Below are 15123 nucleotides of genomic sequence, written 5' to 3' on the forward strand. Positions count from 1 at the left end.
TGTATGCTCTTTTAATACAAACAAACGGATAATAATGCCTATCACCGTTGTTACCGAAAAACATGATAGATAGTGGTCCATGAACCTTCGTATTGGAGCAGGCATTAGTGGTCACTGAAGTTCTCGAGGCTATTTATGAGTCGGCAAGAACGGAACAACCCGTATATTTTTAACTGAAAAGGTAAATAGAGCCCTGCGCCATTTACCTTATTTTTTGCATTAAAAATTCATATAACCCGTTTTGCCTGTATGAAAATTTCGTTACTTCATCTACTCTCTGCTTAACAATCTCTTCTGCATTCTGCATAGCAACAGAATATCCTGCCAGCTTCAGCATGGGTAGGTCATTCTCTCCGTCACCTATAGCCATTACGTCTCTGGCAGATATTCCGAATTCTTGAAGTAAATACTCCAGCCCTCTTGCCTTTGAAGCCTTACTATCCATAATCTCTGCGTTATGCAGAGAGGAGGAATAAACAGAAAAGCGGTGTTTTTCTTCAAAAGCCTTCAGTTTTCTCTTCCAATCTTTAATTATCCCAGGTTTCATGCTGAAAAAGTAAACCTTAACAATGGATTCATATCTACAAATGAGGGACCCAGTTGATGTGGTTCTGAACAGCCTGCTTCCTCGAATAATGTTCGTTATCCAGCAAGGTATCCGGCTGTTCTGCTTGAACGATTTGTTTCAAAAGATTTTGATCTTCTTTTAAAGCTAGACTACTGTGATTCATCGGATGTACCTCGTAGTATATACCATAATTTCGGGCCACTTCTACCACAATGCGGACTAATTCAGGGTCCAGCGTGTATTCAAATAGTTTTCGGGCGCCTGAATATCCTCCCATTCCATTAGCCGTAACCATTCCGTCTACCTTCAGCGAGGAAGGAAGGACATCTTCGATTTCGAGCTTTGTCCGGCCGGACGCGACAAAAATTCTAATTCCACTAACCTGCTGGAGCTTAGGAAGAAGAGTAAGAAGGTCTTCCGTCACTTCATTTTCTTCATTTAATAATGTGCCGTCTAAATCAAGGGCAATAGCTTTTGGTATCATATACCTCCTTAATGTACAGTTGCACAGTTAAAGTATACTGTGGCTGCACTCATAATACACTTGGAATTGAGCACAATGAATGTATGAATCTGATACAAAGTTTGGGTTTAAATGTGATTGTTCCAGCGTTGTAAGCGCTTTACAATAAAGCTTAAGGAAGGGAGGTTCTTTCGTTGCTCGATCAGAAGTCTTATCAGTTTCTTGAAAAGATCATGCAGTATGATCAAATGACCAAGCCGGAAATTATGATGGAGATGAATCTTACCAACAGGCAATTTCAATACCTGCTGGAGAAAACAAATAGTACTCTAAGTCAGTTTAACCTTCCTCCGATTCAATTGAAGAATCAGGCTTTTATTGTAGATGAAAGCACAAAATCGTTTGTACAGAAAGAGGCAGTGCTTGGGGTTAAAGGGAAGGAACTTGTAATTGGGGAGTCTGACCGTCCCTGCATTATTTACTTGTACACTTTTATCAGGGGGGAGGAGCTTTCAAACTATCATTACCAGCTTTTATTGGGAGTGAGTAAGAATACGGCTTTAGCCGACGTGAAAAAGGCAAAAGATGTTTGCGCAGAGTGGAATGTCCAGCTTTCTTACAATCGAGTGGAAGGTTATTGTCTTGAAGGGGATGAAATGGATAAAAGAAGGCTGGCTACTTACTGTATCGATTATTTACTCTCGCAGCCTCTTGGAAAAGAAATAATTTTGATGATTTTAAAGTCGTGGGATAAGGAAGAAGAGTTCCTCCCTATTCAGAATGTTTTGGACGAAGTCATTAATAGGTATTCTCTTAAGCTTGTGAAAAGCAGAAAAGTGGAAATGATACATCATTTAATTTTTATGAAAGCTCGCGGGAAGAGCCATTCCCTAGAATTTTCTGCTGAGGATAGAAGAATATTGGAGAAGCAGAATCTATTTGAACAAGCAGAAGAACTAACTGAAAGAATATTTCCAGGAGGCTGCGATTCTGAGAAATATTTCATTGCAATACAGCTTTTAATCTCGCAGGAAGTAGTGCAAAGCCAGGACCATTCTTCCTTAATGAAGCTGGCTGAAGAGATCATAGAAGAATTTGAAAGAAACACCTTACTTCCTATAGAGAATAAGTCCTATTTGATCCTTAGTCTGTTTAATCACCTGGTTCCTGCTTATTTTCGGGTTACGTTTGGAATCCCCTTAATTAATCCAATGACCCACCGGATCAAGGAAGAATATAAAGAGTTATTTCAGTTTGTTGAGAAGTCGCTGGAGCCTTTATCCGATTGGACAGGGAAGAAAATCAGTGAAGCGGAGATCGGGTATTTTACTCTTCATTTTGGAGGATATTTAGAGAAACACAGAGAAGTGAAGTCTGACCAAATCCGGGCAATTATTGTGTGCTCAAAGGGTGTCAGCTCTTCCATTATGCTTAGGTCACAATTAAGAGAACTGTTTCCTGCAATAGAATTTTCGAGGATGCATACAACGGAGAACATTCATAATGTATCACCTTCAAGCTATGACTTAATTTTCTCTACGGTCCAGTTAACATCATTAAAACCTGTGTTTCTTGTTAAGCCTTTATTGTCTATTGTGGAAAAAAACTCTTTAATACAAGCTGTAGCTTCTGAATTCCCTCACATACAGGAAGATAATATTACTATCGATCAGGTAATGGACATTGTCAGAAGAAACGCGGACATTAAAAATGAAAAGAAGTTATTCACTGAACTAGTGGATCTCATATATTTAAACACAGAACAAAGGTGGGAGAAGCCGATGCTTTCAGAACTATTAACAGAAGATATGATCCATTTCACCAATGAGGAGATGGAATGGAGAGGGGCAATAAATAAGGCGGCCCGTCCGCTGGTGGATACCGGCAAAATAGAAAATCGCTACGTGGAAGCCATGATCAGAAATGTTGAGGAAATTGGGACATATATTCATATTGGGAAAGGAATTGCTATTCCTCATGCGAGACCAGACGCTGGTGTAAATCAGGTAGGAATGTCCCTGCTTCGAACAAATCAGCCTGTCTTTTTACTTGACCAAAAGGAGCACCCCATTGATATGTTTATTTGTCTGGCAGCTATAGATAATGAGGCTCACCTTAAGGCATTAGCCCATTTAACGAAGCTGCTCGGAAATGATGATTCCCTGCAGGCAATGAAGAATGCTGATTCTGCTCAGCAGATTATTGACATTATAAAAGAAGGAGAGGAAGAGAAATGAAGATTTTAGCAGTGTGTGGTTCAGGGTTAGGAACAAGTTTTATGGTGGAGATGAACATTAACCAGGCTTTCGAGGAGCTGGGAGTGACAGACGTTGAAGTATCACATTCTGATTTGAGTTCTGCCGCACCTGGTGATGCCGATGTCTACTTTTTAGCTAAGGATATTGCGGAAAGCGGAGAGCATCTTGGGGAGATCGTAGTACTTGATAACATCATTGATATGGATGAGTTAAGAGAAAAAGTCAGAAAGCTGGCTGAAGATAAAAATCTCATTTAATGTAATCGATTGATTTAAGAAGGGGAGGAAAGAACGATGAACAGCATTCTTACGACCTTAATAGATATTTTAAGTGAACCTGCCATATTAGTAGCTCTTATTGCTTTGATTGGACTTGTGGCTCAAAGGAAAAATCTATCGGATACGATGAAAGGAACAACTAAAACCTTTGTCGGCTTTTTAGTGATAGCCGCTGGGGCAGGAATTTTAGAAACTTCATTAGAACCTTTTGGCTCTATGTTCCAGGAAGCTTTTAATGTTTCTGGAGTAGTTCCTAATAATGAAGCTATCGTAGCACTGGCATTAAATGAGTATGGTTCCAATACGGCACTGATTATGTTTTTTGGAATGATTGTTAATATTTTAATTGCTAGATTTACAAGGTTTAAATACATTTTCCTTACCGGTCATCATACTTTGTATATGGCCTGTATGCTTGCCGTAATTATGGCTGTGGCCGGCTTTGACTCAGCTGCTCTGATTGCTGCAGGTTCAGTTGCTCTAGGTATCATTATGACTTTATCCCCTGCAATCCTGCAGCCATTCATGCGCGAGCTTACAGGTAACGATAAAGTCGCCTTGGGACATTTTAGTGCTGTAGGCTATGCATTAAGTGCTCTTGTAGGTAAAGCGGTTAAAGGGAAAAATTCTACATCTACTGAAAAAATAGACTTTCCAAAAGGTCTAGGGTTTTTAAGGGATAGTACTGTAAGTATCGCTCTAACAATGGTAGTTATGTATATGATCGTGGCGCTGGCGGCAGGACCTGTTTATATCGAAGCTGAACTTAGCGACGACACTAATTTTCTCGTCTTCTCACTCGTGCAGGCTGGTAACTTTGCTGCCGGTGTGTTCATCATTCTTGCTGGTGTCCGCCTTGTATTAGCTGAAATTGTACCTGCATTTAAAGGGATTTCCACAAAACTGGTGCCAAATGCGAAACCGGCGTTGGATGTGCCGATTGTGTTCACCTATGCGCCTAACGCTGTATTAATTGGTTTCTTTTCCAGTTTTGTAGGTGGATTATTCAGTATGGCGGTAATGGCCATTGCAGGCGGTACTATTATACTGCCGGGAGTGGTTCCTCACTTTTTTACAGGTGCTGCTGCTGGTGTGTTTGGTAATGCTACGGGCGGTATCAAGGGAGCTGTTTCAGGCTCATTCGTCAATGGAATAATTATTTCGTTTCTACCGGTTTTTTTACTGCCGGTCTTAGGAGATCTAGGTTTTGCCAATACCACATTCTCAGATGCTGACTTTGGTGTTGGGGGCATTTTCTTCGGTTCACTTGCTAATTATGGAGGCCCGATAGCGATTGTTATAAGTTTGGTTGTCATCCTGGCACTTATGGCCATTCCTTTTAAAGGAAGGAAAAGCGCTTAATTAAAATTAAAAGGGAGGGTTGTCTCTCCCTTTTATTATTAAATAGAGGGGGATTATATGTCTATATCTGCACAAGATTTGTCAGAGTTATCCATTAATACTATTCGGATGTTGAACATTGATAGTGTTGAAAAGGCGAAGCATGGTCATCCGGGTATGCCGATGGGCGCTGCTCCAATGGCCTACGCCTTATGGAAAAACGTAATGAATGTAAATCCGGAAAACCCAAAGTGGTTCAATAGAGATCGTTTTATTCTATCTGCGGGACATGGATCGACCTTATTGTATAGTCTGCTTCATTTGGCGGGATATGACTTAACTATCAAAGATTTAAAGGAATTCAGGAGGTATGGAAGTAAGACACCGGGGCATCCGGAATATGGAGTAACACCAGGTGTAGAGGTAACGACGGGGCCTTTAGGACAGGGAATTCCCTCTAGTGTAGGGATGGCTGTTGCGGAGAGACATATGGCAGAGAAATACAATCGAGATAACTTTCCTGTAATTGATCATTATACTTATACGATTTGTGGAGATGGAGATCTAATGGAGGGCGTTTCTTATGAAGCAGCTTCCCTGGCTGGTCATTTGGGGCTGGGCAGGTTAATTGTTTTGTACGATTCAAATGATGTCAGTCTGGATGGAGAACTGGGTCTATCATTCTCTGAAGATATTAAGAGCAGGTTCACCTCTTGTAACTGGCAGTATATAAATGTCGGAGATGGAAATGATGTAGAAGCAATAGAAGCAGCATTAAGAGAAGCAAAGACTGATGAAGAGCGTCCCACATTAATTGAGATTAAAACTATAATAGGCTACGGTGCTCCAAGCATTCAAGGAACTAGTGATGCCCACAGTGACCCGCTTGGAGTTGAAGAAATTAAAAGAGCGAAACAGTCGTATAATTGGAGTTTTGAAGAGGATTTCTTTGTACCTGAAGAAGTATATGAGGACTTCAATACTATCAAGGAAAACGGAAGGAAGAAAGAAAAGGCTTGGGAGCAGTTATTTAAGGAATATAAACAAGCTCATCCTGAAACAGCTAAAGAACTTGAAAGAGTAATAAATGGAGAACTTCCGAAAGATTGGACTGGTTCGCTTCCCCAGTACAACGAAGGGGATACGTTAGCTACAAGGGTGGCGTCGAGTGAAGTATTAAACACTTTATCAAAGTCTATCACTGAATTAATTGGAGGATCAGCAGATCTAGATTCGTCTACGAAAACAAGGCTGAAAGCTGAGCATGATTTTTCAAGAAACGACTATAGCGGACGGAATATAAGGTTTGGAGTGAGAGAATTCGCTATGGGGGCAATCGCAAGCGGGATGGCTCTCCATCATTTAAGGCCTTTCGTCAGTTCATTTTTTGTTTTTTCTGATTACCTTCGACCTGCTATTCGACTAGCCTCACTTATGGGGCTTCCGGTCACTTATGTTTTTACTCATGACAGTGTGGCTGTGGGCCAGGATGGGCCTACTCATGAGCCGGTCGAACAACTCGCTTCATTTAGAGCCATGCCGAATCTTTCCGTAATCAGGCCGGCAGATGGCAACGAGACGAGAGAAGCATGGAAAATAGCTATGGAACAGAGAGACCGCCCTACTATGATTGTATTAGGAAGGCAGGGACTTCCTACTCTTAAGGGTACAGAAACCTATGCTTCTCAAGGTTTAAAAAGAGGAGCGTATATTCTCTCTGACCCTGTGGAAAAGCCGGTCGGTATTCTCATTGCTTCAGGATCTGAAGTGCAATTGGCTGAAAAAGCTCAGGGAGCCCTGTCCTTAGAAGGTATTCATGTCCGTGTTGTCAGTATGCCTTCTTGGGATTTGTTTGAGAAACAGTCAACGGAATATCAAAAGAAAGTTTTACCCGATTATTTGCATGCACGACTGACAATAGAGATGGGGTCCAAGCTTGGCTGGTGCGAGTATGCTGGGCCTAAAGGTGCTGTGATGAGTATTGATACTTTTGGAGCTTCCGGTCCTGGAGATGAAGTGATTAAAAAGTTTGGATTTACAGTGGAACAGGTAATAGAACATTTTAAGGAATTGATCGATCTATAAGGCAGCCTAAATAAGCTGCCTTATTTTTTTATACGATGGTCGGTATTTATATTTTTACATTTTTGAAACAATATCAATATGCTGTAAAATCTATTAACACGCAAACTATTACAAGCACATATTGTTTATGGAGGGAAATGTCTTATGCGTCATAGGTAGTAGATAATGTGTAAGAGTATGGTAATTTTTATCCAACTTTCCCTTATTCTGTGTTAAACTCTCTGATTCTATGATATTTTGTTCGCAACGACTAGAAGGGAGGGAGAGGTTCCTTTGAAGAAAAAGCTCAGTCTATTTATTATGATAACCACGTTAATCATGGCTTTAGTACCAGGATTGGAAGGGGCGCAGGCTGCTGAACGACAGTCATTAAGTGAACAAGAGCAACAAGAAGCAGTAAATCTTGAGAATGAACTTCGTGAAAATGGAATTACAGAACTTCATATTGTAACTGGGCTGGACGAACAGTTATCACAGGTCCCGTCTTATGATAAACAAATGGCTGACCAACCCTACAGCGAAACATCGAAATCCGCTTCGAATGCAGGGGCTCAAATGATTATTAATCTGCAAAACACCGGCCAAAATGCATGGGACACCTCAATAAAAGACTATGTAGAGAAGCTGCCAGTATCAGCAGGGGCGAAGAGTACTTTAGAAAAATATCTAGGTTACTCGTTTGTGATGGATACCTTAAACATCGTCACTCACTCTCAAGGAGATGTTACTGAAGTACTCACTATACAAATGCAAAATTCAGGAGTGCCGAACTGGTTGGCAGGAGTAACTGCTAGAACGTTAGTATATTTACTCCTTTAAATGGAAGGAAAGAAAAAGATAATAGAAATCGTTTAAAGTTTTGCGGGCTTAATTATCATGCCGCTTGGTTATAGGATTAGCTCGTTTTTAATTGGATGTCCGTCTTAACAAAAGCTTAGTGACTGGAACTGCGGGAGTCGTGTTCCTTGGCAGATTCCTGGGTTATGGAAAGTACAACACTTGTAAATCCTTGACTACCTGAAAACATAAAGCCCCCCTCACGAGCCTGCAGCCCACCATTACTGCAGGCCCTTTATTTGTTTGAAACCACCTTTTTTTCTTTTTTATCTGTGTACCGGGTACACAGTTGCTTAACAGCTGTACCTTACCACACAATTATCTGCCACAAAAATGCTTTAATTCTGTAATGGAAATGTAAGAGTGAGGGGCCTAAAAAAAGGTAATAGGGGGAATAGGAGAGTACTACAATAATAGTGAATTGGGGTGAACTGGATGAAGGGAATTATTCTTGCTGGAGGAAGCGGTACAAGGCTGTCTCCAAATACAATTAGTGTTAATAAACATCTGCTTGCTGTCTACGATAAGCCGATGATTTATTACCCTTTGTCTGTATTAATGCTCGCTGGAATTGAAGAGATATTAATTATCAGCACATCTGAAGACGTAAATAGGTTTGAAAGCTTATTAGGTAATGGTGAATCTCTTGGCATTTCAATCACCTATCAACCTCAGGAAGATCCAAATGGCATTCCTGAAGCATTAATCATTGGGGAAGAATTCATAGGCAGGGATGATGTCACTCTGATTCTTGGCGACAATATTTTTTACGGTCAGGGTTTTACCACCCTTCTGCGCAACGCAATACAAAAGCATGAGCATGCTACAATTTTCGGCTACCGTGTTAAAGATCCCGAGCGGTTCGGCGTTGTTGAATTTGATAAAAGCAAAAAAGTCGTTTCACTAGAAGAAAAGCCTGATGACCCTAAATCAGATTTTGCGGTAACTGGCTTATATATCTATGATCACGATGCTGTAACCATTGCGAAGCACCTTTATCCGTCAGAGCGGGACGAGTTAGAGATAACCGATTTAAATAAAGTTTATTTAGACAGAAAACAACTCGATGTTCAGCTGCTCGGTCGTGGGTTTGCCTGGATGGATGCAGGGACGCACGATTCGTTATTTGAAGCATCTGAATTTGTGAAGAACATTCAGCAAAGGCAGGGATTTAAGCTGGCCTGCATTGAGGAAATTTCCTATTATATGGGTCATATCAACCAACAGGAATTATTTCAAATTGGAAAGTTTATGGAAAAAACGGACTATGGCCAATACTTGCTGGATATCGCCAACCGCAAGCATATCGAACAATATTGGGAGGAGTTCGAGAGCCATCCGATGTTAGGAGTGACAGAGCATGAATAAGGAGAAGTCATGTATTCTCGTAACGGGCGGGGCTGGTTTTATAGGGTCAAATTTTATTAGATATTATTTAACCAAGTATCCGCATGCACAGATTCTTAACGTGGACAAGTTGACTTATGCCGGTTCAACTGCGAATTTGGATGGCAGTGAAGCGAATGAGAACTATCACTTTATTCAAGGGGATATTACAGATGAAGAAGTCGTGGAGCAGTTGTTTAGTGACTATAGTATTGACGGGATAATTCATTTTGCGGCCGAGTCCCATGTTGACCGGTCAATTGAAGATGCAAGCTCATTTATCGATACCAATGTAAAGGGAACGATGATTCTACTGCAGGCAGCCAAGCGTGCATGGGAAGAGAACGGAAAGCTGCGAACTGCTCGATTTCATCAGATTTCTACAGATGAAGTGTATGGTTCATTAGACCATAATGATAAGTTCAATGAACAAACACCTTACAATCCACGGAATCCTTACAGTGCCTCGAAAGCCGGGGCTAATTTTCTTGTGAAAAGCTTTGGGTCTACATATGGAATGAATATTGTGATCTCAAGCAGTTCTAACAACTATGGCCCGAGGCAGCATGTGGAAAAATTGATTCCAAAAATTATCTCAAATGCGCTGAATCACCAACAGATCCCCATATACGGAGATGGGAGAAATGTGAGGGACTGGTTGTTTGTGGAGGATCACTGCCGGGCGCTCGATCTCATATATCACCATGGAGAAGCTATGGAAAGTTACAATGTCGGGGGTGGGAATGAGATGACAAACATCGATTTAGCTGCCCGCATATGTGAAATTCTGGATGAAAGATATCCGGTTCAAAAGGGGAATTTAACTAGTTTTAAAGAATTAATCACGTATACAGAAGACCGTCCTGGGCACGACCGGAGATATGCAGTGGACGATACGAAATTAAGAGAAACGCTGGGCTGGCAGCCGATCGTCGATATGGAAAAGGGTTTACAACAAACTGTGGAATGGTATGGAAACCAATGGATCGTTCTCAACCATTAATCTCAGTCGTTGTACCTGTTTATGGCTGCCGGGCTTGCTTGCGTGAGTTATACGAACGACTACGGAAGACGATCACAGGTATTCCTGCGAATTATGAAATCCTGTTAATTAATGATGCCAGTCCTGATCACGCCTGGGAAACAATCGTAGAGCTGTGTGAGGAAGATGAGTGTGTAAGAGGCATTGACCTGGCGCGGAACTTCGGCCAGCATTATGCGATTACTGCTGGGTTGGACCATGCGTCGGGGGACTGGATCGTGGTTATGGACTGCGATCTGCAGGACCGGCCGGAGGAAATCGCCACTCTCTTTCAAAAAGCCCAGGAAGGCTATGAAGTGGTCTTCGGAAAACGTGTTCACCGTCAGGATAAACTGAAAAAACGGCTTTTTTCAAAATTATTCTACCGCACGTATGATTATTTTACCGGGCGTGTCTCAGATCATACGGTGGCTAATTTTAGCATTGCAGATAAAAAAGTCATTGAAGGATTCAGACAGATGAAGGAACAGAATCGTCTCTATCCCCTGTTTCTTCAATGGATGGGGTTTAAGACAGCGAGCATAGCCGTAGAGCACAACGGAAGAAGCGACGGTGCCTCTTCTTACAATTTGAAAAAGCTTGTGACCCTGGCGACCGATACGATCATAGCGCAATCTAACAAACCGTTACGGTTATCCATTCAATTCGGCTTTTTCATCTCGCTTGGCTCGTTCATTTACGGGCTGTATTTATTTCTCCGTTACTTTTTTATGGATTACCATGTACAAGGCTGGACAAGCGTAATGGTAAGCATGTACTTTATTGCCGGACTGATGTTCTTTAACTTTGGTATTCTAGGTTTATATATAGGGAAGGTTTTTGATGAAGCAAAAGGAAGACCGCTCTATTTGATTCGTGAACAAATCAATGAGAAGGAACGTAGGTGAACCGGATGACAGCAGATTATTTGCGGCCGACCCCATGGGATGTAAGGAATTTTAATATCGAAACGTTTGAAGTAATGAGCAATGAAGAAGAGGCTCTGAAGCAGACAGACGAACGTGAAGGGCACTTCACTATCAAAGTTGATCCGTTTGAAAATGCCAGATCTTTGTTAGAGCATGGATTTTATTATGTTGATACATTAATAGAGCCTGTTTGTCAGAAGGAGAAACTTCAGTTATTTACACGTGAAGGAGCAACAATTTCAACCGAATATAATCGGGAAAGTATACTTGCGGTCGCGGAAGAGACGTTTGAGCATGGAAGATTTCACCGTGACTTTAATATTCCGAATGAGCAGGCCGATCGAAGGTACGTGAACTGGGTAAGTGATTTAATTGATAAGAGGCAGATCTATGCTCTGAAATATAAGGAAGAAATTGCAGGCTTTTACGGATTTGAACAAGAGAATGTGCTTCTGCTCGGGATGAGCAAACATTATCGAAATCAAGGTCTGGCAAAGGCTTTCACCAGCAAAGGATGCGCAAGACAAATTGAGGAGAATGGATTGGCCGAGCTTCGTACTTCGATTTCAGCTGCCAATGCCGCTTCGTTAAATTTGTTTTACTCGTTAGGTTTTCGTTTAACGACAGCAAAAGATGTCTATCACAAATTAAATCGTATACAATCAGGCAGGTGACTTATGGGATATGCATATATATTCGGGACTATTTTCTTTACGGTTTACGGCCAGCTGATCTTAAAATGGAAGATTGATCAATACGGCGGTCTGCCGGAGCTGTGGAAGGATAAGGTTCTCTTTCTATTGCAGCTGCTGTTCAATCCATTTATCTTATCAGGATTTTTATCCGCATTCATTGCCTCCTTATTTTGGATGGCGGCGATGACGAAGTTTGACATCAGCTACGCTTATCCGTTTATGAGCCTCTCTTTTGTCTTAGTTTTCTTGTTATCGGTCTTATTGTTTGGGGAGCCGATTTCGATGAAAAAATTCATGGGGGTCTCTTTAATTGTTATAGGAATTATCGTAATGAGGTGATCACATGATTCCATTTAACCGCCCCTGTGTGGTTGGAGGAGAAGAAGCTTTAATGAAGGAAGCAATCACAAATGAAAAGCTGTCAGGAAACGGTCCTTTCAGCCAAAAGTGCACCGAGTGGCTTGAAGACAAGCTGAGCTGCGGCAGAGCTTTTATGACACCTTCTTGTACAGCCGCCCTCGAAATGGCAGCGATCTTAACAGATGCTGGCCCGGAGAATGAAGTGATTATGCCCTCCTACACGTTTGTTTCCACTGCCAACGCATTTGCCTTACGAGGTGCGGCTATCCGCTTTGTTGATATTGATGAAAAAACGCTCAACATCGACCCGGAGCAAATCAAACAGGCTGTAACCGAGCGAACAAAAGCAATAGTAGTTGTTCACTACGCTGGTGTCGCTTGCGAGATGGACGACATTATGCAGATCGCAGAGGAACATGACTTGTGGGTTATTGAAGATGCGGCTCAGGCGTTAACAAGCACATACAAAGGGAAGCCTGTAGGTTCGCTCGGCCACTTAGCAGCATTTAGTTTTCATGAAACGAAAAATTATACGTGCGGTGAAGGAGGAGCCTTGATCGTTAATCATAGTCCTTTCATCGACCGGGCAGAAATGATTCAAGAAAAAGGCACCAACCGTGCTCAATTTGCTCGCGGAATGGTCGATAAATATTCATGGCGCGATATCGGATCATCCTACGTACTCAGTGAACTGAACACAGCTTACCTTTACAATCAACTTAAATACATCGATCATATTAATGAAGATCGCAAAAAAACGTGGGACTTTTATCAAGTTGAATTACAAGGAATACCCGTTGTTGAGAAACCGCACATCCCTGAAGAAGCAGAACACAATGCACATATGTTCTACCTGAAATGCCGTAACGGGGGCGAACGTGCAGACCTTATACAATATTTAAAAGAAAGCGGAATAGCGGCAGCACCTCATTATGTCCCTTTACACTCGTCGTATGCAGGCGGGACATATGGCCTATTCGTAGGTGAAGATCGAGTTACGACAAAAGACAGTGAGCGTCTAGTAAGACTGCCGTTATATTATGGAATGACAGAAGAGGATGTCCGTCATGTCGTTAAGCATATTCAATTATTTTATCAAGTATAAATGGATTTTATTAAGTTGTTTCATTTTAACGATGTATCTTCTTCCTTACTTTACCCTCGGAGGAGATACACACATCCGGGTGCACGATAACTTAGATTCTAATATAGTGTGGTACAAACTGCTTGCAGAAAGTGGTCATTTTTTTGCAGGGCCTGGAGCGACTCTTCCGAATGTCATTAATGGTCTTCCAAGAAGTGCCCTGCCTTCAGCGTTTGATGCGGTGGCATGGCTGTATGTATGGTTAGAACCTTTCACAGCTTATACAATTAGTCAGACGATCATGCGTTTTGCAGCGTTTTTTGGGATGTATTTATTGTTGACCCGTTTTGTTATTCCAGACTGGAAAAAGGGCTGGCTGACTGCAGGCTGTTCTTTAGCTTTTGCGATGCTGCCTTTCTGGCCTTCAGGCGTATTAACGATCGCCGGCTTGCCTTTAGCCTTTTATTTATTTTTACAGATACGCCAGCAGGGTAAAGAGACTCCGTGGTACATATGGATGACTCTATTCGTCGTCCCGTTTCTATCTAATTTTATTCTATCGTTTATCTTCTTTCTTGGAATAATGGGGGTTTTCTGGCTTGTTGAATGGATAGGGAAAAAGCATTTTAACCTGCCGTTTTTTATTGCCATAAGCGGGATGACCCTCATTTATTTATTGAAAAACTATATGCTCCTTTATACGATGTTTATCGATTCTTCCTTTACTTCTCACAGGGAGGAAAATGAGCTGGGTCACAAGGATCTGACGGGAGCGCTCGATCTTTTTGTTGACAATTTTCTTAATGGTCATACCCATGACTTGGCTGTGCACAATTCAATTGTGCTGTCTGTAATTATTGCTGCGGTGTTTATCGCAATCTTCCGCGGTGATTATCCAACCCGTTTGGTGCTGCTCTTTGCTGCCACTCCTGTTCTTTCTTTATGGTATGCGTTTTGGTATTGGGAAGGCTGGAGGCCGCTAAAAGACAGCATTGATTTGCTGAACACCTTTAACTTTGCCCGTATTCACTTTTTCGATCCAATGATTTGGTATCTCTGTTTTGCACTGGCATTAGTCATAATCGTAAAGCGAGTAAAAGGTGGAGTGCTGCTCGCTTTCCTTCTACTGTCCGCTCAGTGCTGGAATGTTTTTCAATTGAATGAGGAAAGTAAATACAGCGAAATCAACACTCCAACTTTTAATGAGTTTTATTCGGTAGACTTATTTGAAGAGATTAAGAATTACATCGGTGAGGACCCTTCTTCTTATCGTATAATTAGTGTGGCGATGCACCCGACGATCGCGCAGTATAATGGGTTTTATACGTTGGACACATACAATAATACGTATCCTCTGGAATACAAACACAAATTCCGTGAAATCATTGCTGGCGAATTGGAGAAGAGTCCGGTTTTACGAAATTATTATGACACGTGGGGCGGCAGAGCTTATGTGTATTCAAGTGAGCTCGGAAAGGAATATTTGTTCAGCAAAAGGAGTGACAAGACTATCGAAGAACTCTCCATAAATACCGAAGCTTTAAGCGAACTCGGTGGCAAGTACGTAATCTCAGCCCTCCCAATAGAAAACCACAAAGACATCGGACTACACCACCAACAAACATTCCAAAACGACCACTCCCCATGGAAGATACACCTGTACCAGGTACAGAACAGTTAACTTTATGTACCGGGTACACAGAGAAAAAAGAAAAAAAGAATTGTGTACCGGGTACAGAGTTGGTTTTTTTCTGTACCGGGTACACAGTGGTAAAGTTGTGGTACCATGTACACTGCTCATAATGTCTAATGGGTGGT

The 15123-nt window shown here is 41.7% G+C and carries 14 protein-coding genes and 1 pseudogene; 13 read left to right on the forward strand and 2 right to left on the reverse strand.

Annotated features, from left to right (window positions below):
* Window positions 1–95 precede the first annotated feature (95 nt).
* A pseudogene (locus tag C1A12_RS21330) lies at window positions 96–173 on the forward strand (hypothetical protein); the annotation flags it as partial.
* Between the two features lie 29 nt (window positions 174–202).
* Here the strand turns inward: C1A12_RS21330 and C1A12_RS21495 are convergent.
* Both C1A12_RS21495 and C1A12_RS21500 read right to left on the reverse strand, forming a co-directional pair.
* Window positions 203–658: an HAD-IIB family hydrolase gene (locus C1A12_RS21495; RefSeq protein ID WP_306417000.1), complete on the reverse strand. Its 456-nt coding sequence runs from the start codon at window positions 656–658 to the stop codon at window positions 203–205.
* A complete protein-coding gene (locus C1A12_RS21500; protein WP_101842817.1) occupies window positions 582–1052 on the reverse strand; it encodes an HAD family hydrolase in 471 nt (156 codons plus the stop codon). The genes C1A12_RS21495 and C1A12_RS21500 overlap by 77 nt, the downstream gene beginning before the upstream one ends.
* 173 nt (window positions 1053–1225) lie before the next feature.
* On the opposite strand from C1A12_RS21500, the gene C1A12_RS05455 reads away from it, so the two are divergent.
* From C1A12_RS05455 to C1A12_RS05510, 12 genes are all read left to right on the forward strand, one after another.
* Complete coding sequence (locus C1A12_RS05455; protein WP_200816550.1) at window positions 1226–3268, forward strand: BglG family transcription antiterminator; 2043 nt, start codon at window positions 1226–1228, stop codon at window positions 3266–3268.
* Window positions 3265–3546: a PTS sugar transporter subunit IIB gene (locus tag C1A12_RS05460; protein WP_101842818.1), complete on the forward strand. Its 282-nt coding sequence runs from the start codon at window positions 3265–3267 to the stop codon at window positions 3544–3546. Before C1A12_RS05455 ends, C1A12_RS05460 begins: the two co-directional genes overlap by 4 nt.
* A 36-nt stretch (window positions 3547–3582) precedes the next feature.
* The gene (locus tag C1A12_RS05465; RefSeq protein ID WP_101842819.1) at window positions 3583–4929 is read left to right on the forward strand and encodes a PTS ascorbate transporter subunit IIC; all 1347 of its coding nucleotides are present in this window, start codon (window positions 3583–3585) and stop codon (window positions 4927–4929) included.
* Between the two features lie 57 nt (window positions 4930–4986).
* Complete coding sequence (gene tkt, locus C1A12_RS05470) at window positions 4987–6993, forward strand: transketolase (protein WP_101842820.1); 2007 nt, start codon at window positions 4987–4989, stop codon at window positions 6991–6993.
* A 273-nt stretch (window positions 6994–7266) separates the two neighbouring features.
* Window positions 7267–7812 carry a hypothetical protein gene (locus C1A12_RS05475; RefSeq protein ID WP_101842821.1) on the forward strand — a complete coding sequence of 182 codons (546 nt, stop codon included), beginning with the start codon at window positions 7267–7269 and terminating at the stop codon, window positions 7810–7812.
* Between the two features lie 453 nt (window positions 7813–8265).
* Complete coding sequence (gene rfbA, locus C1A12_RS05480) at window positions 8266–9198, forward strand: glucose-1-phosphate thymidylyltransferase RfbA (protein ID WP_101842822.1); 933 nt, start codon at window positions 8266–8268, stop codon at window positions 9196–9198.
* On the forward strand, window positions 9191–10219 hold the full coding sequence (gene rfbB, locus C1A12_RS05485; protein WP_101842823.1) for a dTDP-glucose 4,6-dehydratase: 1029 nt from the start codon (window positions 9191–9193) through the stop codon (window positions 10217–10219). Before rfbA ends, rfbB begins: the two co-directional genes overlap by 8 nt.
* Window positions 10198–11145 carry a glycosyltransferase family 2 protein gene (locus C1A12_RS05490; protein ID WP_101842824.1) on the forward strand — a complete coding sequence of 316 codons (948 nt, stop codon included), beginning with the start codon at window positions 10198–10200 and terminating at the stop codon, window positions 11143–11145. Before rfbB ends, C1A12_RS05490 begins: the two co-directional genes overlap by 22 nt.
* 5 nt (window positions 11146–11150) lie before the next feature.
* Window positions 11151–11840, forward strand: coding sequence for a GNAT family N-acetyltransferase (locus tag C1A12_RS05495; RefSeq protein ID WP_101843295.1), 690 nt, complete (start codon window positions 11151–11153; stop codon window positions 11838–11840).
* A 3-nt stretch (window positions 11841–11843) separates the two neighbouring features.
* A complete protein-coding gene (locus C1A12_RS05500; protein ID WP_101842825.1) occupies window positions 11844–12200 on the forward strand; it encodes an EamA family transporter in 357 nt (118 codons plus the stop codon).
* A 4-nt stretch (window positions 12201–12204) separates the two neighbouring features.
* Window positions 12205–13326: a dTDP-4-amino-4,6-dideoxygalactose transaminase gene (gene rffA, locus C1A12_RS05505; RefSeq protein WP_101842826.1), complete on the forward strand. Its 1122-nt coding sequence runs from the start codon at window positions 12205–12207 to the stop codon at window positions 13324–13326.
* Window positions 13289–14986: a DUF6044 family protein gene (locus tag C1A12_RS05510; RefSeq protein WP_101842827.1), complete on the forward strand. Its 1698-nt coding sequence runs from the start codon at window positions 13289–13291 to the stop codon at window positions 14984–14986. Before rffA ends, C1A12_RS05510 begins: the two co-directional genes overlap by 38 nt.
* The last annotated feature ends 137 nt before the right edge of the window (window positions 14987–15123 follow it).

It is taken from the genome of Halobacillus sp. Marseille-P3879 (assembly GCF_900240285.1).
GTDB lineage: Bacteria > Bacillota > Bacilli > Bacillales > Halobacillaceae > Halobacillus_A.